Source organism: Streptomyces kryoterrae (assembly GCF_054072135.1).
This window is the reverse complement of the sequence record NZ_CM133358.1, coordinates 5109401-5130062: the sequence shown is the minus strand read 5'-3', so window position 1 is coordinate 5130062 and position 20662 is coordinate 5109401. Positions and strand designations below refer to the sequence as shown.

Genomic DNA, 20662 nt, shown 5'->3' with positions numbered 1-20662 from the left:
AGGAGTCCATCCCGTGACGGAAGGCACCACCACCTCCGCCGCAGCCGAGGGTGTCGACACCCTGTCCCGCCTGGAGCAGGAGGGCGAGATCGCGGCGGACTACCTCGAGGGTCTGCTGGACATCGCCGACCTCGACGGCGACATCGACATGGACGTCGAGGCCGACCGGGCCGCTGTCTCGATCATCAGCGACGCGGGCGGCCGAGATCTGCAGAAGCTGGTCGGCCGGGACGGCGAGGTGCTGGAGGCCCTCCAGGAACTCACGCGCCTGGCTGTGCACCGGGAGACCGGCGACCGCAGCCGGCTGATGCTCGACATCGCGGGCTACCGCGCCAAGAAGCGTGAGGAGCTCTCGGAGCTGGGTGCCAAGGCCGCGGCCGAGGTCAGGAGTTCCGGCGAGCCCGTCAAGATGAATGCGATGACCCCGTTCGAGCGCAAGGTCGTGCACGACGCGGTGAAGGCCGCAGGCCTGCGCAGCGAGTCCGAGGGCGAGGAGCCCCAGCGTTTCGTCGTCGTCCTGCCCGCCTGATCGGTACGTAGCTCCCTCCGGCCCCGTCTGTTGCGCAGACGGGGCCGAACTTTGTCAGCCTGTAGTTCCCGGCAGCTGTTGGCCCTCTGTTCGTCCCCCTGTGGTGCTCGACAGCTGTAGTCCCTGTAGTCCTGGTGATCAGCGCCCAGTGCGCTCATGCGGTACGGAAGGACGGTCCCCCGTGACGGAGGCAGCGGAGCTTCCCCCGGCGCCCGAGCAGGCGCGCGAGGTGTTCGGCGATCGCTTCGCGGACGCGGTCCGATACGCGGAACTGCTCGCCGAGGCGGGTGTGCAGCGCGGTCTGATCGGCCCGCGTGAGGTGCCCCGCCTGTGGGAGCGGCACCTGTTGAACTGTGCTGTGCTCTCCGAGGTCGTGCCGGACAACGTGACGGTGTGCGATGTCGGTTCGGGCGCCGGACTGCCCGGCATTCCGCTGGCGCTGGTCCGGGAGGACCTGAAGATCACACTGCTCGAACCGCTGTTGCGCCGGACCAACTTCCTCAGCGAAGTCGTCGAGCTGCTGGGCCTGGACCATGTGACGGTTGTCCGTGGCCGCGCGGAAGAGGTCATGGGGACGCTCCAGCCCGTCCATGTGGTGACGGCACGTGCCGTGGCCCCGCTGGACCGTCTGGCCACCTGGGGCATTCCTCTGCTGCGTCCTTACGGGGAGATGCTCGCGCTCAAGGGGGACACCGCCGAGGAGGAGCTGAAGGCCTCGGCCACCGCGTTGAGCAAGCTCGGGGCGGTCGAGACGTCCATCCTGCATGTGGGTGAGGGTGTGGTGGACCCGCTGTCGACCGTGGTGCGGGTCGTGGTCGGAGAGAGTCCCGGCGGAGTGCGGTTCGCGGCGAAGCGGGCCAAGGCTGCCCGGACGGGGCGGGTGCGACGTCGGCGCTGATCCTCACGTTCATTGATCCGTCCTGACGACGAGACGTACTCCACACAAGCTGCCTAACCTACGCATCTCGGAGTGTCGCGCAGCCGGAGAGCTCACAGCTGGGCATCTTGTTTCACGTGAAACGTCGCTCACTGCTGCACGGCATCATCAGCCGCGGCCGGGCCGCGGCCGCACCCCGCGACCGAAAGCCTCTCCGTTCACCCGGAGAGGTAACGGAGTTGTCCACAGAGGTGGATTTCTCCACAGAACACCAGGCCTCACTGGTTCATGACCCCGAAGACATGGCAGGCTCTGTTCATTGCGAGCCTGAAGTCGAGGAGAGTGAATCCTTGCGGTCCAACGCCAACATCGCGGGACCGATGACCGATCCGGTCCCCGGTCCCCGAACCGAGTCGATTGGGGAGGATGTTTCACGTGAAACACCGCCCCCGATGGACGACACTCCCATCGGTCGTGCTGCCCAATTGGCGGTGGAGGCTCTGGGGCGGGCCGGCGAAGGCCTGCCACGGCCGGAGCGAACCCGTGTCATGGTGGTCGCCAACCAGAAAGGCGGAGTGGGGAAGACGACGACAACCGTCAACCTCGCCGCCTCGCTGGCCCTGCACGGGGCTCGCGTCCTGGTCGTGGACCTCGACCCTCAGGGCAACGCTTCCACGGCGCTGGGGATCGACCATCACGCCGATGTTCCATCCATTTACGACGTGTTGATCGACAGCAGGCCACTCTCGGAAGTCGTTCAGCCGGTCCCCGACGTCGAGGGCCTCTTCTGCGCACCCGCCACCATCGATCTCGCCGGTGCGGAGATCGAGCTGGTGTCACTGGTGGCACGAGAGAGCCGGCTTGAGCGAGCGATCCAGGCGTATGAGCAGCCTCTGGACTACATCCTCATCGACTGCCCGCCCTCGCTCGGTCTGCTCACGGTCAACGCACTGGTCGCTGGTGCCGAGGTACTCATCCCGATCCAGTGCGAGTACTACGCGCTGGAGGGCCTGGGCCAGCTGCTGCGCAACGTCGATCTGGTAAGGGCGCACCTCAACCGCGACCTTCAGGTAACGACGATCCTGCTCACCATGTACGACGGCCGGACGCGCCTCGCGTCCCAGGTCGCGGACGAGGTGCGCAACCACTTCGGCGACGAGGTGCTGCGGACGAGCATTCCGCGCTCGGTCCGAATTTCCGAGGCGCCGAGCTATGGACAGACGGTGCTCACCTACGATCCAGGATCGAGTGGTGCCCTGTCCTATCTTGAGGCGGCCCGGGAAATCGCGCTGAAGGGTGTCGGTGTCAGCTATGACGCGCAGCACGCCCACATCGGCGCACAGAGCGAACAGAGCATCGTGGAGGGTATCCAGTGAGCGAGCGACGGAGGGGGTTGGGTCGTGGTCTCGGCGCACTGATCCCAGCTGCACCGACCGGAGACAGGCCGACGCCACCGGCGATGGGGGGCACCGCTTCCACCTCACCGGCGGCGGTCCCCGTACTTACGGCCGAGCGTGGAGTGGCCGCGGCGAGGGTGGCCGCGCTGCCGTCTGTTTCACGTGAAACAGAGGATGCCTCCTCGAACGAGTTCAACGAATTCGGGGAAGTCCCGGCACCTCCCATCGGTGCTCACTTCGCCGAGCTGCCCATCGACTTCATCACGCCGAACCCGCGACAGCCGCGTGATGTGTTCGACGAGGACGCGCTGGCGGAGCTGGTCACCTCCATCAAGGAGGTCGGTCTCCTCCAGCCCGTCGTCGTGCGGCAGGTGGGTCCCACCAGCTACGAGCTCATCATGGGCGAGCGGCGCTGGCGGGCCTGTCGTGAAGCGGGCCTTGAGGCGATCCCGGCGATCGTGCGGGCCACGGACGACGAGAAGCTCCTCCTGGACGCGCTGCTGGAGAACCTCCACAGGGCTCAGCTGAACCCGCTGGAAGAGGCGGCGGCCTATGACCAGTTGCTCAAGGACTTCCACTGCACACACGATCAGCTGGCGGACCGGATCGGCCGTTCCCGGCCGCAGGTCTCCAACACTCTGCGGCTGCTGAAGCTCTCGCCGGCCGTCCAGCGCCGTGTCGCTGCCGGAGTCCTCTCCGCCGGGCACGCGCGGGCGCTTCTCTCCGTGGACGACTCGGAGGAGCAGGACAAGCTGGCTCACCGGATCGTGGCCGAGGGGCTCTCGGTACGGGCGGTCGAGGAGATCGTGACCCTGATGGGCTCGCGGCCGACGGCGGCCACGAGGTCCAAGGGGCCACGGGCCGGTGCCCTGGTGTCTCCGGCACTCACCGATCTCGCCGGTCGACTCTCGGACCGCTTCGAGACACGGGTGAAGGTCGACCTGGGGCAGAAGAAGGGCAAGATCACCGTCGAGTTCGCCTCGATGGAAGACCTTGAGCGCATCCTCAGTTCTCTCGCCCCGGGCGAGGGACCGGTTCTTCAGAAGAGTCTTCTGGACGACGACTCCGAGGACTCGGAGGCCTGAGCGTGGCGGGCCCGCTCTTTGCTTGCAGACGGTATCGATGCAATCGCTTCGTGGATACGATGCGTTCGGGATGGCGCATCCACCTGGCAGCACCTCTGAGTTGGGGAGGCGGGGGCCATGCGAACGGTGAGCCGTACCGGACTGGTGAGCGCCGGTCTGGGACTGGGGGCCGTCGGCGGGTTCGTCGGCAGTCTGCTCAGGGAACGGAGCGCTCTGACAGCCGCTCGCGACGCTGCGGGCGAAGGAAGCGAGGAACAGCCTTCATGGGGCGTCGGCTCGTACCGCTCACGCTGGACAACCTTCAGGACCTTCCCCAGCGCTGTCGCGCGTGTGTCTTCTGGGAACTGGATCCCGTCAGCGGAGAAGCCGCGCTGAAGGCGGGGACACCCGCACTGGAGAAGGAAGCGTGGATCTCGGCCGTTCTCCTCGACTGGGGTTCCTGCGGCCGTGTCGTCTACGTCGACGCCAATCCGGTGGGGTTCGTGCTCTACGCCCCTCCGGCTTACGTTCCCCGGTCCACGGCGTTCTCCACGAGTCCGGTCTCGCCGGACGCCGTACAGCTGATGACGGCCTTCATCATGCCGGGCTACCAGGGGCAGGGACTGGGGCGCGTGATGGTGCAGACGGTCGCCAAGGACCTGTTGCGACGGGGCTTCAAGGCGATCGAGGCTTTCGGGGACGCCCGCTGGAAGGAGACCGCCTGCGTTCTGCCGGCGGATCATCTCCTTGCTGTGGGCTTCAAGACGGTGCGACCCCATCCCGTGCATCCTCGTCTTCGCCTGGAGCTGCGGACGACGCTCTCCTGGAAGGAAGACGTTGAGCTGGCGCTCGACCGGCTGCTGGGAGCAGTGCAGAAGGAGCCGGTGCTTCGGCCGCTCTAGGGACTGACGCAACGCGCATGGGTAAAACGAGTGGGCCGACCCGCAAGGGTCGGCCCACTCAATGTTTCACGTGAAACACCGGCTGCTGCGTCGGCTAGTTGCCGATGAAGTCCTCGAGGTCACGCACGATCGCGGCCTTCGGCTTGGCGCCGACGATGGTCTTGGCGACTTCGCCACCCTGGTAGACGTTCAGGGTCGGGATGGACATCACGCCGTACTTGGCGGCGATACCCGGGTTCTCGTCGATGTTGAGCTTGACGACCTCGATCTTGTCGCCGTACTCGGCGGCGATCGCCTCGAGCGACGGCGCGATCTGGCGGCACGGTCCGCACCAGGCGGCCCAGAAGTCCACCAGGACGGGCTTGTCGTTCTTGAGGACGTCCTCGTCGAAGGAGGCGTCGGTCACGTTCTTCAGGGTGCCGGCCACAGGGGGCTCCTTAATTCGATGCTGCGGTGGGGCGGACGGGGGTCAGACAGAGGTCTTCTCGGGCTCGGCCTGCTCTTCGCTGTCCGCCAGGGCGGCGAGGAAGCGCTCGGCGTCCAGAGCGGAGGCGCAGCCGGTGCCGGACGCGGTGATCGCCTGCCGGTAGGTGTGGTCGACCACGTCACCGGCGCCGAAGACCCCACTGAGGTTGGTCCGCGTCGAAGGGGCGTCGACCTTCAGGTAGCCCTCTTCGTCGAGGTCCAGCTGACCCTTGAAGAGTTCGGTACGCGGGTCGTGGCCGATCGCGATGAACAGTCCCGTCACGGCCAGGTCGGACAGCTCGCCGGTCTTGAGGTTGCGCAGCTTCAGCGCGGCGAGCTTCGGGTCGCCCTGGATCTCTGCGATCTCGCTGTCCCAGATGAAGCGGATCTTCGGGTCGGCGAAGGCGCGCTCCTGCATCGCCTTGGAGGCGCGCAGAGTGTCCCGGCGGTGGACGATCGTCACCGACTTCGCGAAGCGGGAGAGGAAGGTCGCCTCCTCCATCGCGGTGTCACCGCCGCCGATCACGGCGATGTCCTGGTCCTTGAAGAAGAAGCCGTCGCACGTCGCGCACCAGGAGACGCCACGGCCGGACAGGGCGTCCTCGTTGGGCAGTCCGAGCTTGCGGTGCTGCGAGCCGGTGGCGACGATCACGGCCTTCGCCTTGTGCACGATGCCCGCGGTGTCCGTGACGGTCTTGATGTCACCCGTCAGGTCCACGGCGACGATGTCGTCCGCGACGAGCTCGGCGCCGAAGCGCTCGGACTGGGCGCGCATGTTGTCCATGAGGTCGGGGCCCATGATGCCGTCCTGGAAACCGGGGAAGTTCTCCACCTCGGTGGTGTTCATGAGCGCACCACCGGCGGTCACGGCACCCTCGAAGACCAGCGGCTTCAGCGACGCGCGTGCGGTATAGAGCGCCGCCGTGTAGCCGGCAGGCCCGGAGCCGATGATGATCACGTTACGGACGTCGCTCACGGCGTGTTTCCTCGTTTCTGAACGGCTTCGTACGACCGGTGGGAGCCTCTCTCAGAACTCTCACCCCACGCAACGGATCCTACGGGGCCCGCATTCCCGCTGTGTCCGGGCACACAGGGGCGCCACTCGGTAGGGGAGGAGACCGATGGGTGGATGAGTGCGAGGCGTCCGCGCTCAGGAACGCGCGTAGGACTGCGTCAGCAGAACCTCTGGCGAGACCGACGGCCGTGTCTCACAGGCTGAGTCGACGACGTAAGCGGTGACCCGGGTGTCGTCTCCGGCTGCGGGCAACACGACGAGATACGCGTCCGTACCGTCGTAGGTTCCGTGCTTGACGCCGACGACGGACACATTGGGGCGTCCGATGCCCTTCATGACGCAGCCCGGGGCCGACGTCTGCTCGATCTTGAGGGTGTCCTCATGTTTGTCGATCGTCGGGTCACTGGGGTGGGTCTGGATGCCGACCGACGGTTCCCCGCTGCGGGTGCTCTTCTTGCCGCCCTGGCCCTTGAGGAGTTCGGCGACCTGGGTCTCGATCTTCTGCCCGGCGAACGTGCTCGTGCTCTCAGCCTCGGGCTGCTTGGTGTCATCGCCCAGTGAGGACACCAGCAGCGAGCCGAGTCCCAGGACGGCAGCGGTGAAGACGGTGCCCAGGACAATGGTCCGGCGCCGTCCGCGGCGTGCACCGTTCTTACGCCCCGGCCCGGTAGCGGCGTGGGCGTGCCCGGTGGGGCGGTCTGCGGGTCCCTCGACGGGAGTCGATGTTTCACGTGAAACATGCGCGCTCTCGGTCCCGCCGGACATGGCACCGGCAGCACCGACCGACACCGGGGTGTTCAGGGATGCCTCGGCGGCGAGGGCGGCGTCGATACGGCCGACGACGTCGTCCGGCATGCGCACAGGGCTCGGCATAGTGCCGAGGAGGCTGCGAATCTCCTCTAGGGAGGCGTACACGTCAGCGCAGAGGACGCACTCGTCGAGATGCCGTTGTACGTCTGCGGTTCGGGACGGTGTGAGCAGGCCTTCGGTGAGGTCGGAGATCTCCGTGACGTCCGGGTGTCCGGCCGTATCGGTCGTGGATGTCACGCTCGCCCACCTCCGCCCTTCACAGCAGTTGTATCGCTTGGCCCTGCATCCGTTGGTCCCGCTGCGGGTGGGACGGATGTCCCCTGCGCCCGGTTCCGTCCGTCACCCGATTGCTTGCCGTCACCGGCTTTTTCCGGCCGGAGATGGGTGAGGAGCGGCAGCAGTCTGGCTCTGCCTCGGGCACAACGGCTCTTCACCGTCCCGGTGGGCACATCGAGAACGCGGGCGGCCTCCGCGACCGGGTAGCCCTGCATGTCCACCAGGACGAGGGCGGCGCGCTGGTCAGGTGGGAGGGTGCCGAGCGCCTCGATGAGCTGGCGGTGCAGATCGTTGCGCTCGGCCGGGGCCGATGCCGACTCGTGCGGTTCGAGCAGCTGCTCCAGCCGTTCGGTGTCGTCGACCGGTGAGGTCTTGCGGGACGCGGCCTTGCGGGCGCGGTCCAGACAGGCGTTCACCGTGATGCGGTGCAGCCAGGTCGTGACGGCCGACTGGCCCCGGAAGGTGTGGGCGGCCCGGTAGGCGGAGACGAGGGCGTCCTGGACGGCGTCAGCGGCCTCCTCGCGGTCCCCCAGCGTCCGCAGGGCCACCGCCCAGAGCCGGTCACGATGCCGACGCACGATCTCACCGAAGGCGTCGGGGTCGCCTTCTACATGTAGGGCGAGAAGGTCCTGGTCGCTTGTGTCACCGTATGCGCTGCCATCTGCCATCGGACCCCCTCCCCCTTGACTTGTCAGCTGCTCACCTTGACGTCCACGATCCTGCCGCGGAACTTGCCGTCGTCGACCTGCTTCGGTAGATCGGTCAGCCAGACCAGAAGATAGCGAGACTTGAGGGACTTGCCGGGCTTGAGCGTCACACTCGCGCCCGAACCCTTGGCCACCTTGTTGTAACCGTCGAGGGATGTCGGCTCCGAACCGGTGTCCCCAGAGGCGGCGCGGAGTTCGACCGAGGTGTTGCCGACGAAGGTGACGGTCACCTTTCCGACCTGCTGGACCTTGCCGAGATCGAGGATGACTCCGACGCCCGACTTCAACCGTCCGAAGTCCGAGCTCGTGTAGAAGCTCGTCTGCCAGTAGGTGCCCGCAGCGGCGTCGTAGATCTTGTCTATGTCGTCCGGGTTCTCGGACCCGTCCGCGCCGAGTGGATCGAAGTCACGGGCACCTTCGATGGCGATCGGCTTGCTGACCGGCTTCGCCGGGCTCTTGTCTCCGCCGTCCGTTGTCTGCGTCTGGTTGGTGTCCTCGGACTTGTTGCCCTGCTCAATGAGCGCGTCCGCCAGCTGCCAGCTTCCCAGGCCCAGTGCGGCGATCAGCAGCGCGGACACGGCCCACTTGAGGACCTTGCCCGTGCGGCTCTGCAGCGGGGGCGGCGGGGTGGGGAGGGGCTGCGTGAGGCCCGGGCGGGGCGCCTGACGGCCGTACGAGCCCTGCTGGTACGTCGTGCGCTGGTAGTCGGGCGGGGCCGTGAACACCGGCTCAGGCGGGCGGATGCGGGGCATCTCACCGATCGCCTTGACCAGTTCCTCGGGCGTCGTGCACGCGGACTCGTGGCGTGAGGCAGTGGCCCCGTCGTTGGCGAGCGCGCGCATCGCGAGCTCCGACAGGCCCCGGTGCACACCGGCCCGCACCTGGTCGGGTGCGATCAGACCGACGCCCTTGGGCAGCCCGGACAGGCCGTACGCGTCGTTCTCGTACGGCCAGCGCTGGGTGAGCGAGGCGTACAGCAGGGCGCCGATCGCCTCGGTGTCGGTGCGCTGGGGGGTGTCCGAACTGATGCCGCGCAGCGCGGCGTTGACCGCGAGGCCGCGGATGCGCCACTGGCCGGACGAACTCCGCAGGATGGTGCCCGGGGTCAGGCGCAGATGCGCGAGGCCCTCCCGGTGGGCGGCCGCCATGGCGGAGGCGAGCTGGCTGACCATCTGGTAGGCGTCGTGAGCCTCCAGCGGGCCGGCGGCCAGGAGCGCGGTCAGCTCCGTCGCGTCGGGCAGCCACTCGTGGACGACGTACACCAGGTCGTTCTCCTCGACGGCGTCGAGGACCTGCACGAAGCGGGGGTCGCCGAGCAGCGCCGAGGAGCGAGCCGCAGCCAGCACGGGACGCGCCCGTGAGTGGTCCGCGGGCAGAATGTGCACGCCGACGGCGCGACGAAGTTTCTCGTCGACCGCGCGCCAGCTGCTGAATCCGTCCAGACGGGTGACGCATTCCTCCAGGCGGTAGCGCCTGGCGAGTTTGTGACCGCTGTGCAGTTCGGGCGGTGAGGCCTTTTCGGGACTCTCGGTCCCGCCGCTCCCCTGTGCCTCGTCGTTGTCCGTGTCCCGCTCCCGGTTCTGGGCCACGCCGTCGGCCGTGGACTCGTCCGCCTGCGCGGTCAGCGGCTCGTCGCCGCTGTTGTCTGCCACGTCGACGGCAGCTGTGCTCCGTTCCGCCACCGTCGCTCCTGCCTCCCCATCCATTGCGAGCTCTCCGACGCCAAACCCAATTGTGCCCACAGTCCGCCACTCTGCACGACACGCGGTGGCGGACGATGGTTGTGCGGTTTCCCTCGACTCATCGCCCCAGTCGCCCGCGCACCATACCCACCAGTGAGTTCAGTTCTTCAATGCGCATCCGGCGGGCGGCGACGTAGAAGACGACGAGCAGGACGGCACCGCCGCCGAGCAGGGAGGCGAAGGACCCGCCGACGCCCTGGCCCAGAGTGTGGCCGATGCCGTAGCAGGCCGCGCCACTGAGGAGCGCGGCCGGTACCGAGGCGATGCCCAGTCGGGCGTACGTCCGCAGGACACGGGTGCCGTCGAGGTCACCGCCGAGGCGCGTGCGCAGCCGGTTCCAGGCGACGCCCACACCGATCGCGTACGCGAGGCCGTACGAGGCGGCCATGCCGACCACGGCCCAGCGGGCCGGGAGCACGAAAAAGCAGAGCGCGGAGGCCGTCGCGTTGACGGCGGCCACGATCACCGTGTTGTAGAAGGGCGTGCGGGTGTCCTCGTACGCGTAGAAGGCACGCAGGACGACGTACTGCACGGAGTAGGGAATCAGGCCCAGGGCGAAGGCCATCAGCATGAAGCCCATGTTGGTGGCCTCGGTGGTGCCCGAGGAGCCGAAGATCAGGGTGCACATCGGGATGCCGAGGGCCACGAAGCCGAAGGCGATGGGCACGATCGCGACGGCGGTGGTGCGCAAGCCCTGGGAGATGTCGTCGCGGACCGCGCCGGCGTCGCCCTCGTGGGCAGAGCGGGCCAGCCGCGGCAGCAGCGCGGCCATCAGCGAGACCGTGATGATGGCCTGCGGCAGGCCCCAGATGAGCTGAGCGTTGGCGTAGGCAGCGAAGCCTGTGCCATCAACCGGCGAGTCCTTGCCCGCGGCGGTGGACAGCTGGGAGACGACGATCGCGCCGGCCTGGTTGGCGAGGACGAAGAGGAACGTCCACTTGGCGAGCGTCACGGCCTTGCCGAGGCCATGGCCTCTCCAGTCGAAGCGCAGTCGCAGCCGGAACCCGGTCTCACGCAGGTACGGGATCATCGCCAGAGCCTGTACGACTAGGCCGAGCAGGATGCCGATGCCGAGGAGCCGCTGGCCCTCCTCCGGGATGGTCGTGACTTTCATACCGGAGTCGGCAGCGGTGCCGTAGACCCAGATGAACATGCCCAGCGTCACGATGATGACGATGTTGTTCAGGACAGGGGTCCACATCATCGCGCCGAACTTTCCGCGCGCATTGAGGATCTGCCCCATCACCACGTGAATGCCCATGAAGAAGATCGAGGGCAAGAAGTAGCGGACGAAGGTGATGCCGACTTCGTTGGCTGCCGGGTCACTCGCAACCGGGTCGGACAGCAGGCGGATCAGGACGGGAGCGCCGACGACCGCGAGCACGGTCAGCGCACCGAGTGCCACCACGACCAGGGTCAGCAGCCGGTTGGCGTAGGACTCGCCCCCGTCCTCGTCCTCTTTCATCGCGCGTACGAGTTGGGGTACGAAGACGGAATTGAGACCGCCGCCGACGGTCAGGATGTAGATCATCGTTGGCAGCTGGTATGCGACCTGGAAGGTGTCACCCAGCAAGCCGACGCCCAGCGCCGACACGATCAGTGCCGAGCGGACGAAGCCGGTGAGGCGGGAGACCATCGTGCCCGCCGCCATCACGGCGCTCGACTTGAGCAGGCCAGTGGCCCGACCGCCCTTCTTGGGGGCCGCCGGCGCTGGGGCGGGGGCGGGCGCTGCTTGGGGGGTGAGCTGCATCGTGGCGTCGGTCGCCGGGGCCTGGGCCCGCGGGACCGGAGCCGGCGAGGGGGACGGGCCGGGTACCACCGGAGGTTCCACGGGCCCCTGCCCGCCGCCCTGCTGCTGGTCCCGGAAGAGATGCGCGAAGGCGTCCGGTTCGTGCCGCTGCTCCCCGGCCTGGGAGACCAGGGCGTCGACGCCCACGTACTGGGTGGTGCGGGGATCGTCGCCGTACGGCAGGTACTGCGTGGCTCCGTCCGGCTCGGGTGCCGGGGTCTGGGCCCAGACGTGCGGGTCGGGGGCGTAGGGCGACTGGGCGGGCTGTCCATAGAGCGGGGGCTGCGGCTGATACGTGCCGGGGGGCGGCGGGGGGTGCGCGGCGCGGTCGTAGAGCGCCTCGGCCACCGGGTCCTGGGCGGAGAGGTCCTGGGCCCGGTACGGGTCCTGGGTGTAGGTGTCCTGGAGGTACATGTCCGCGGGGGACTGCGCCGGCACCTGGCCGTCCTCGGGCGGCGGACCCTCGGGAGAGCCCGAGTCGCCCGCGCCCTGACCGCGGTCACCGTCGTACGGCGCGTTCATGGTTTACCCCACCTCATCGTTCACCGGGCCCACCGGCCACGACGACATCGCTCAACGGTCCACTCTCTCACCCGTCCCGGACGGGCCGGCGCTTTCCGGAGCGGTGTTCGGCGTCGGGTCACTCGGCTGCTCCGGGGCGTCTGCCCGCACCGCCGAGTCCGACTCCCCCTGAGGACGGTCCTTGGAGCCGTCGTGGTTCTCGTCGGCGCCGGCGTTCTCATCAGTGGTCTCGTCCTCGGGCCCGTTGCCGGCCTCCTCGGCTAGCCGGGATGCGGCGCGCTTGCGCTGGGTGTACATGCGCAGGCCGGCGAGTACGAGCAGCAGGAAGCCGCCGCCGATGACCAGCATCGCCATGGCTGTGAACTCGGTGACCCGCACGTCGAAGGAGACAGCCGGTCCGTACTTCTGGCCGTCCTTCGTGTACAGCTGGGCGATCACGGTGATCGGGCCGTTGGCGTTGGACGACGTGGTGAACTTCACCGACTGGCTGTGCCCGCCGGACACCGCGATGGGCTGTTCCTGGTAGTCGTCGTCACCGATCTTGAGCCGGGTCGGGTTCGTCGAGGTGACCCGCAGTACGAGGTTGTCGACGGGCTGGACGAGGTTGTTCTGGACGGTCACTGGGATGGTGGCGCTGCCGCCGGAGAGCTTGGTCTCGGACTTCTTGATCAGTCTGACCTGGTCGGTCAGTTCGTTGAGGTGCCGCTCCACGCCCTTGCGGAAACTGTCCGCCTCGCGGGACCGGCCGCGCCAGGACGTGGCCATCTCACGGTTGATGGCCCGCCCGAAGGGGGTCTCCACGCGGGTCTCGTCGGTAAGGATGATCTTGAAGTTGTCGAGCTTGTCCTGCGTGGTCGCGATCTGGGCGAAGGCCGACCGCGGCAGCTGGTGTCTGCGCAGTGTGGCGGGGTACGAGGACGCCGAGGGCACCTTGGTGGTGGCGCCCGGGTCCGGCTTGGTGTCGGCGGTCGCGGTGAGTTCCTGAGGCTGGGACCAGTTCGCGTCCTGGAGGGCGGTGATCGCCTTCTCCATCGTCTGGGCCTGGCTCGCGGACGGCATGCGCTGCGGGGCGACGACCATGGTGCGCTGCTTGTCGGTCTGGAGGGTGGTCGTCAGGCTCGTGGCGAGGAACTTCTGCACTGCGAGCGTGGACCTGCCGGCATTCGTCATATCGCCCTGGAAGGCCGTGGACAGCCGCGTGTCCGCGACGACCGCCGTGGTGCCGCCGCCGATGGGGCGCGCCGCGGAGGGCGTGTACGGCAGGTCGCCCGTCTCCTTCAGGCTGTCGCTGCGCGCGATCACCTTGTCGGCGCCCGCCGACGTGGCGATCTTGACGATCGACGGGTCGACGGCACCGTTCACCGGCCACGCGAAGTCGGTGCTCGGCGTGACGTGGAGGATCGTCTTCACGGTGTCGGTGGCAACGTCCGTGGCGCTCTTGAGGTGGCTCAGCGTGCCGGTGACGTTCTTGCCGTTGTGCGCGATGGAGGCGAGGTCGGGATCGCCGAAGGGGAGGGCGACGACCTCCTTGCCCTCGACCGCGTCCTGGAGTTCGGAGAGCCACTGCTTGGCGACCGCCTGACCGGTGCCGGGCGTACTGGTGCCGCCGGCGCCCTGGACGCCGTAGCTGCCGATCATCGCGTCGACGGAGGCCAGCAGATCGGGGTCGATCACCCAGGTGACGTCGAGTTCCCTGCCCAGGGAGAGCATCTGCTCCAGACGTCCGCCCGGGGAGATCTCCGCGGCGAGGTCGTCGTTGAGGAAGACGGGCGTCTGCTGCTCGCCCGGGCCGGTCTCCGCCGTCATGTGGACCGTGGAGATCAGCGGCCACAGATACGTCGTCCGTGTCCTCGTGTCCGCTTCCTCGGGCTGCCACGGCAGGAACGTCCGCCGGATTCCGAGCACCCGCTCGTACGGTTCGGCGGAGGTCTCGCCCGACAGTGAGACGCCGAGCTCGTAGACGCCGTCCTGGCCGAGGTCCAGCTTGTCGACCGGAACGGAGATGGTGAACGGCTCGGCGACCCCCGGAGTGAGCTTCGAGAACCTCTCGACGTACTTGCCGCCGACCTCCGTCCCGTCCGCGCCCAGTACGTAGTCGGTGCGCGCGGCGACGTCGTCGATCCCCGAGCGGGTGGTCAGCAACTGCCCCACGCGCAGGTCCACATGGGCGTCCGTGACCGCACGTTTGCCCTTGTTGGTCACCGTGCCGGACACGGTCACCGTGTCCCCGTCCGTGGGGGCGCTGGGGGTGAGCGAATCGATGGAGACGACCACCGGATCGGACCCCGCGGCATACGCGGGCTGTCCGGCGGGTAGTTGGAGCAGACCGGCCAGTAGGGGCGCCCCCGTGAGCAGCACTCCGGCTCGCCGGAACCACCGGCGCGCGAGAGAGGGAGTCAGCCCCGGGAAGTCTGCCGCCTCGGCCACGCGTTCGCCCGTCCCTCGTCGTCAGTGGTCGTCGGAATGTGCGTCCACGCATGGTAACGATGCGCGCTGAGGGGAAGTGCCGCGGACTGCACCACAAGATCGTGGAACATCGGCCGGCTGTCCCCTATGTGCGTGTATTGATGGAGGAGTCCCCGGCCAAGCACGTGGACGTTTTATGGAGGCGCGGGCCGTGGCCCGGGCCACGTACCCTTTTCTGTTGTGCCGAACGCCAATGAAGACAATGCCAGTGCCCTGAGCCAGGTGCAGCACCAAGCGGTGAGTGAGCTGCTGCAGGTGGCCCCTGTCGCCGACGACCTAGCCCGCCGTTTCCAGGAGTCCGGGTTCTCGCTCGCCCTGGTCGGCGGCTCCGTCCGGGACGCGCTGCTGGACCGGCTCGGCAACGACCTGGACTTCACGACCGACGCCCGCCCCGAGGACGTACTGAAGATCGTCCGGCCCTGGGCGGACGCCGTGTGGGAGGTCGGGATCGCCTTCGGGACAGTGGGGGCGCAGAAAGACGGCTTCCAGATCGAGGTGACGACCTATCGGTCGGAGGCGTACGACAGGACCTCGCGCAAGCCCGAGGTGTCGTACGGCGACTCCATCGAGGAGGACCTCGTCCGGCGTGACTTCACGGTGAACGCGATGGCCGTGGCACTGCCGGAGAAGGTGTTCATCGATCCCCACGGCGGACGTGAGGACCTGGCACGGCGGGTGCTGCGCACGCCGGGCACGCCCGAGGACTCCTTCTCGGACGACCCGCTGCGGATGATGCGGGCCGCGCGGTTTGCCGCCCAGCTCGACTTCGAGGTGGCACCCGAGGTCGTCACCGCCATGACCGACATGGCCGGCCGCCTCGAGATCGTCTCGGCGGAGCGCGTACGGGACGAGCTGAACAAGCTGCTCCTGTCCCCGCACCCGCGCAAGGGACTGACTCTGCTGGTGGACACGGGCCTCGCCGACCACGTACTGCCCGAGCTGCCGGCCCTGCGCCTGGAGCGCGACGAGCACCATCGGCACAAGGACGTCTACGAACACTCTCTGATCGTCCTGGAGCAGGCGATCGAGCTGGAGCAGGACGGTCCCGACCTCGTTCTCCGGCTGGCCGCGCTGCTGCACGACATCGGCAAGCCGCGCACGCGCCGTTTCGAGGACGACGGGCGGGTCTCGTTCCACCACCATGAGGTGGTCGGCGCGAAGATGACCAAGAAGCGGATGACGGCGCTCAAGTACTCCAACGAGCTGGTGAAGGACGTCTCGCGGCTGGTCGAGCTCCACCTGCGCTTCCACGGGTACGGCACCGGAGAGTGGACGGACTCGGCGGTCCGCCGCTACGTCCGGGACGGGGGCCCTCTCCTCGACCGCCTCCACAAGCTGACCCGCTCGGACTGCACCACGCGGAACAAGCGCAGGGCCACTGCGCTTTCGCGGGCGTACGACGGCCTGGAGGAGCGCATCGCCCAACTCCAGGAGCAGGAGGAGCTGGACTCGATCCGTCCCGACCTCGACGGCAACCAGATCATGGAGATCCTGGGCGTCGGACCCGGTCCGGCGATCGGGCAGGCGTACAAGTTCCTGCTGGAACTGCGGCTGGAGAACGGGCCGATGGAGCGGGAGTCGGCGGTGGCGGCGCTCAAGGAGTGGTGGGCCGAGCAGGGCTGAGACGTGAAACGGCGCGATGTTTCACGTGAAACATCGCCACGCGGTTTGGATCACGGTACTGACTGAAAAGCCTCAATACGGGGATAGATCCCGCTGTCGTCACGTGACGTGCGTCACCTTATTGCTGTGTGCCTACTGTGATTCAACAGGTCGTGATCTGGTCGCTGGCGACCCTTTTCACCTTCTGTTGGGGGAAACGTGAAGCGTGTTGGAGCATTACTGGCCACAATGGGTGCAACAGTGGCTCTGGTCGCAATACCTACCCAGGCTCATGCGGCGCCGAGTAATTGTCTGACCCAGTGGCATCGCACGAGTTATCCGATGTGGACGACGACTGCCTGCGGCGCTGGCACTGGTGAGTTCAGAGCAATAGCTGTCTGTCGCCAGCAGAGCGGCGCCACTTACTCGGTCTACGGCAGGTGGTATGCGGTGGGCCTCGGCGTCTCGAGGGCCACTTGTCAAGGGGAGCACTACTTGTCGAGTGGGGCCTACGAGACGCGATAGTCCTGACTCCTGCATGAGCGAAGGGGTGTTGTTTCACGTGAAACAACACCCCTTCGTGCGCCTACCGTTGCGGTGGCGTCACTTCGCTTCTTTCAGGCAGAGCACGACGTCGTGGCCGCTGCCCGACTGGATGTAGTAGATGGTGGCTTCCGTGACGGTCTTGCACTTGTTCTCATCGCTACTGTTGTCGAACTTCTCAACCACCGTGTACTGAGCCCCGTCTGAAGAGCAGTCGACCTCATTGAGGTCGGCGTCGGCGTCTGTTCCGTCGTTGTGCAGGCAGGCGCCCACCGACGTGGTCTCCGCGTCGCTCTGGCCGAAGTACCACTTGCCGCCGGCGATGGCTATCGCGACGACGATGAACACGCCTATGCGCAGCAGCTTCTTGCTGAAGCGCTTGGCCGGCGCGGGCGGCGGGACCGGAACTCCCTGGAACGGGGCACCCTGGTGCGGCGGGTACGGCTGTTGGGGCGCCGTCGGCTCGACGGGAACAGGAGCGTTCGGGTTCTGGTCCTGCGGCGGAGTGGTCACTTCGGGGTCCCCCTTGGGTATGGGTGCGCTTGGCGTGAAGTAAGACGCACGTAAATTACCGGGACCCACTGACAACTCCGTACCTCAGAGAGTCTCTGTGGCCTTCATGTGACACTTACCGACGTTCAAAGCGGGCCATAGTCAGAGCAATCGCCCCGTAGATAACGGCGATCGTGACCAAGAGGGGCACCGAACGGCCGTCGGAGGGCAGCATCAGGGCCGCCACCCCGGCCGCGCCGACGAAGGCGACGTTGAACAGGACGTCGTAGACGGAGAAGATCCGGCCGCGGAAGCCGTCGTCGACCGAGGACTGGACGATCGTGTCCGTGGCGATCTTCGAGCCCTGGGTGACGAGGCCAAGGACGAAGGCCGCGATCAGCAGGGGCACCTCGGCGAACGTGAGGCCGAGCCCGGGCACCAGGACCGCCGCCGCTCCGGCGCAGACCACGATCCAGCCGCCGGGGCCGAGTCGCCCGGCGCCGGCCGGAGTCATGACGGCCGCGACGAAGAAACCCGCCCCGGAGATGCCCACAGCGAGGCCCAGCAGGGCCAGCCCGTCGTCGGAGCCGTCCGACCAGGCGTACCGGCAGAGCATCAGCACCATGACCGTCAGGGCGCCGTAGCAGAACCGCATCAGCGTCATCGCGGCCAGCGACCGGGCCGCCTCCCGGCGCCCGGGTTCGGCCAGGTGCCGTACGCCCGCCGCCAGGCCGCGCGCGGTGCCCGTGAGCGCCGCTCCGAGCCGGGGCTGCACCAACTCGGGGTCGGGGCCGAGCAGTTCCCGGTCGAGGCGGAGGGAGGCGAGCGACGCGCAGAGGTACAGGGCCGCGCCCAGGAGGACCACGGCGGCGTCCGAGTCGGAGGCCACGATGCGTACGACGAAGGCGAGTCCGCCGCCCGCCGTGGCAGCGAGCGTGCCGGCTGTCGGGGAGAGCGAGTTGGCGATCACCAGGCGCTCGTCGTCGACCACGCGCGGCAGAGACGCCGAGAGCCCGGCCAGGACGAAACGGTTGACGGCGGTGACGCAGAGGGCGGAGACGTAGAAGAGCCGGTCGGGGACATGGCTCAGCATCAGGACGGCCGTCACGCATGCCAGCAGGGCGCGCAGCAGGTTGCCGTACAGCAGGACCTGCCGGCGTCGCCAGCGGTCGAGCAGGACGCCCGCGAAGGGGCCGACCAGGGAGTACGGCAGCAGCAGAACCGCCATCGCGGAGGCGATCGCGGCTGGTGAGGTCTGCTTCTCCGGCGAGAAGACGACGTACGCGGCGAGTGCGACCTGGAAGACGCCGTCGGCGCCCTGGGAGAGCAGCCGTACGGCGAGCAGCCGCCGGAAGTTGCTCAGACGCAGGAGTACCCGCAGGTCACGCACGACAGCCATGGGGCACAGCCTCACATACGAGGAAGGTCCCCGGGCGGATGACCCGGGGACCCTCGACGGGCAGGAGCGACAAGCCTGTTGGGGCTCGACCGGCGCTGGACTCCTCTCAGCGCTCGACTTCGCCCTTGATGAACTTCTCGACGTTCTCCCGTGCCTCGTCGTCGAAGTACTGGACCGGCGGGGACTTCATGAAGTAGCTCGACGCGGAGAGGATCGGGCCGCCGATGCCGCGGTCCTTGGCGATCTTCGCGGCGCGCACGGCGTCGATGATGACGCCGGCGGAGTTCGGGGAGTCCCAGACCTCCAGCTTGTACTCCAGGTTGAGCGGGACGTCGCCGAACGCGCGGCCCTCCAGGCGGACGTACGCCCACTTGCGGTCGTCGAGCCAGGCCACGTAGTCGGACGGGCCGATGTGGACGTTGTCGGCGCCCAGGTCGCGGTCGCGGATCTGGGAGGTGACGGCCTGCGTCTTGGAGATCTTCTTGGACTCCAGGCGCTCGCGCTCGAGCATGTTCTTGAAGTCCATGTTGCCGCCGACGTTCAGCTGCATCGTGCGGTCCAGGACCACACCCCGGTCCTCGAACAGCTTCGCCATCACGCGGTGCGTGATCGTGGCGCCCACCTGCGACTTGATGTCGTCGCCGACGATCGGGACGCCCGCCTCGGTGAACTTGTCCGCCCACTCCTTGGTGCCGGCGATGAAGACCGGGAGGGCGTTGACGAAGGCGACCTTGGCGTCGATGGCGCACTGGGCGTAGAACTTCGCCGCGGCCTCGGAACCCACGGGGAGGTAGCAGACGAGGACGTCGACCTGCTTCTTCTTGAGGACCTTGACGACGTCGACCGGCTCGGCCTCGGACTCCTCGATGGTCTCGCGGTAGTACTTGCCGAGCCCGTCGAGGGTGTGGCCACGCCGGACCTTCACACCGGTGTTCGGCACGTCGCAGATCTTGATGGTGTTGTTCTCGGAGGCGCCGATGGCATCCGCGAGGTCGAGACCGACCTTCTTCGCGTCGACGTCGAACGCGGCGACGAACTCCACGTCACGGACGTGGTACTCCCCGAACTGCACATGCATGAGGCCCGGGACCCTGGCCGCCGGATCGGCGTCCTTGTAGTACTCGACTCCCTGTACCAGTGACGCGGCGCAGTTGCCCACGCCGACGATGGCTACGCGAATGGAACCCATTCGGTTGCTCCCTGTGTGTACGAGTGAGGACCTGAGCGGCCCTCACGTGGCGGTGTCGTCGGACGGACCGGTCCGGGAGTCGTCCTCCCGGGACCGGGGCAGGCCGCCCGGCGCTCCAGATGTGGTGTCCTGCGAGTCGGGCTCTCCGGAAGCGGCACCTTTGAGGTCCCGACCGGCCCGCTCGCTCTCGATGAGCTCGTTCAGCCAGCGCACTTCGCGCTCCACGGACTCCATTCCGTGGCGCTGGAGCTCAAGGGTGTAGTCATCGAGGCGCTCCCGGGTACGCGCCAGAGAGGCGCCCATTTTCTCGAGACGCTCCTCCAGCCGGCCGCGGCGGCCCTCGAGCACGCGCATGCGTACATCGCGGGACGTCTGGCCGAAGAAGGCGAAACGAGCGGCGAAGTGCTCGTCCTCGTATGCGTCCGGGCCCGTCTGTGAGAGCAGCTCCTCGAAGTGCTCCTTACCTTCCGCCGTCAACCGATAGACGATCTTGGCGCGGCGCCCTGTGAGCGAAGCGGCGACCACGTCCTCGGGCGCACTGCCAGGCTCCTCGATCAACCAGCCGCTCGCGACCAGCGTCTTGAGGCAGGGGTACAGCGTGCCGTAGCTGAAGGCGCGGAACACACCCAGTGACGTATTGAGTCGTTTGCGCAGCTCATAGCCGTGCATCGGGGACTCACGGAGCAGGCCGAGGATGGCGAACTCGAGGATCCCGGCACGCCGGCTCATCGTCGCCTCCCTTCTCCCACGGTCCCACCGTGACGGTCTCCGGCACTGTTTATGCCGAGCTGATGTATCGACTCGATACATCTAGACGATAGAACGCTCCTGCGGATGGGACAAGAGGGGAGGTCGTGAACGGGATCACATCACCGA

Annotated in this window: 17 protein-coding genes; 6 read left to right on the top strand and 11 right to left on the bottom strand. The window is 67.7% G+C overall.

Annotation, left to right across the window (positions count from 1 at the left end):
• The first annotated feature begins 13 nt into the window (after window positions 1-13).
• The 5 genes from ACW4TU_RS22325 to ACW4TU_RS22305 all read left to right on the top strand — a co-directional run bounded on the left by ACW4TU_RS22325 (window position 14) and on the right by ACW4TU_RS22305 (window position 4769).
• Window positions 14-529: a Jag family protein gene (locus tag ACW4TU_RS22325; protein ID WP_457416135.1), complete on the top strand. Its 516-nt coding sequence runs from the start codon at window positions 14-16 to the stop codon at window positions 527-529.
• A 181-nt stretch (window positions 530-710) separates the two neighbouring features.
• A complete protein-coding gene (gene rsmG / locus ACW4TU_RS22320) occupies window positions 711-1427 on the top strand; it encodes a 16S rRNA (guanine(527)-N(7))-methyltransferase RsmG (RefSeq protein WP_457416133.1) in 717 nt (238 codons plus the stop codon).
• Window positions 1428-1708: 281 nt separating this feature from the next.
• Window positions 1709-2782 carry an AAA family ATPase gene (locus ACW4TU_RS22315; protein WP_164408513.1) on the top strand — a complete coding sequence of 358 codons (1074 nt, stop codon included), beginning with the start codon at window positions 1709-1711 and terminating at the stop codon, window positions 2780-2782.
• Entirely contained in the window at window positions 2779-3888 is a 1110-nt protein-coding gene (locus ACW4TU_RS22310; RefSeq protein WP_457416132.1) for a ParB/RepB/Spo0J family partition protein, read from the top strand. Before ACW4TU_RS22315 ends, ACW4TU_RS22310 begins: the two co-directional genes overlap by 4 nt.
• A 263-nt stretch (window positions 3889-4151) precedes the next feature.
• Window positions 4152-4769 (top strand): GNAT family N-acetyltransferase, encoded by a 618-nt coding sequence (locus ACW4TU_RS22305; RefSeq protein WP_457416130.1) that lies wholly within the window; start codon window positions 4152-4154, stop codon window positions 4767-4769.
• 94 nt (window positions 4770-4863) lie between these two features.
• On the opposite strand, the gene trxA is transcribed toward ACW4TU_RS22305, so the two are convergent.
• The 7 genes from trxA to ACW4TU_RS22270 form a co-directional block, all read right to left on the bottom strand.
• Window positions 4864-5196 (bottom strand): thioredoxin, encoded by a 333-nt coding sequence (trxA, locus tag ACW4TU_RS22300; protein ID WP_457416128.1) that lies wholly within the window; start codon window positions 5194-5196, stop codon window positions 4864-4866.
• A gap of 42 nt (window positions 5197-5238) precedes the next feature.
• On the bottom strand, window positions 5239-6210 hold the full coding sequence (gene trxB, locus ACW4TU_RS22295; RefSeq protein ID WP_457416126.1) for a thioredoxin-disulfide reductase: 972 nt from the start codon (window positions 6208-6210) through the stop codon (window positions 5239-5241).
• 174 nt (window positions 6211-6384) lie between these two features.
• Window positions 6385-7296, bottom strand: coding sequence for an anti-sigma factor family protein (locus tag ACW4TU_RS22290; protein ID WP_457416124.1), 912 nt, complete (start codon window positions 7294-7296; stop codon window positions 6385-6387).
• On the bottom strand, window positions 7293-8003 hold the full coding sequence (gene sigM / locus ACW4TU_RS22285) for an RNA polymerase sigma factor SigM (RefSeq protein ID WP_457416122.1): 711 nt from the start codon (window positions 8001-8003) through the stop codon (window positions 7293-7295). Before sigM ends, ACW4TU_RS22290 begins: the two co-directional genes overlap by 4 nt.
• Window positions 8004-8026: 23 nt before the next feature.
• On the bottom strand, window positions 8027-9724 hold the full coding sequence (locus ACW4TU_RS22280) for a protein kinase family protein (protein ID WP_457416120.1): 1698 nt from the start codon (window positions 9722-9724) through the stop codon (window positions 8027-8029).
• A gap of 118 nt (window positions 9725-9842) precedes the next feature.
• Complete coding sequence (murJ, locus tag ACW4TU_RS22275) at window positions 9843-12095, bottom strand: murein biosynthesis integral membrane protein MurJ (protein WP_457416118.1); 2253 nt, start codon at window positions 12093-12095, stop codon at window positions 9843-9845.
• 51 nt (window positions 12096-12146) lie between these two features.
• Window positions 12147-14522, bottom strand: coding sequence for a DUF6049 family protein (locus tag ACW4TU_RS22270; protein ID WP_457416116.1), 2376 nt, complete (start codon window positions 14520-14522; stop codon window positions 12147-12149).
• A gap of 219 nt (window positions 14523-14741) precedes the next feature.
• On the opposite strand from ACW4TU_RS22270, the gene ACW4TU_RS22265 reads away from it, so the two are divergent.
• Window positions 14742-16184 (top strand): CCA tRNA nucleotidyltransferase, encoded by a 1443-nt coding sequence (locus tag ACW4TU_RS22265; protein ID WP_457416114.1) that lies wholly within the window; start codon window positions 14742-14744, stop codon window positions 16182-16184.
• Window positions 16185-16766: 582 nt separating this feature from the next.
• On the opposite strand, the gene ACW4TU_RS22260 is transcribed toward ACW4TU_RS22265, so the two are convergent.
• The 4 genes from ACW4TU_RS22260 to ACW4TU_RS22245 form a co-directional block, all read right to left on the bottom strand.
• Window positions 16767-17219, bottom strand: coding sequence for an LppU/SCO3897 family protein (locus ACW4TU_RS22260; RefSeq protein ID WP_457416112.1), 453 nt, complete (start codon window positions 17217-17219; stop codon window positions 16767-16769).
• Between the two features lie 115 nt (window positions 17220-17334).
• Entirely contained in the window at window positions 17335-18597 is a 1263-nt protein-coding gene (locus tag ACW4TU_RS22255) for an MFS transporter (protein WP_457416110.1), read from the bottom strand.
• Window positions 18598-18703: 106 nt separating this feature from the next.
• Window positions 18704-19786: an inositol-3-phosphate synthase gene (locus tag ACW4TU_RS22250; RefSeq protein ID WP_457416108.1), complete on the bottom strand. Its 1083-nt coding sequence runs from the start codon at window positions 19784-19786 to the stop codon at window positions 18704-18706.
• Window positions 19787-19828: 42 nt separating this feature from the next.
• Window positions 19829-20515 (bottom strand): PadR family transcriptional regulator, encoded by a 687-nt coding sequence (locus tag ACW4TU_RS22245; protein ID WP_457416106.1) that lies wholly within the window; start codon window positions 20513-20515, stop codon window positions 19829-19831.
• Window positions 20516-20662: the final 147 nt, after the last annotated feature.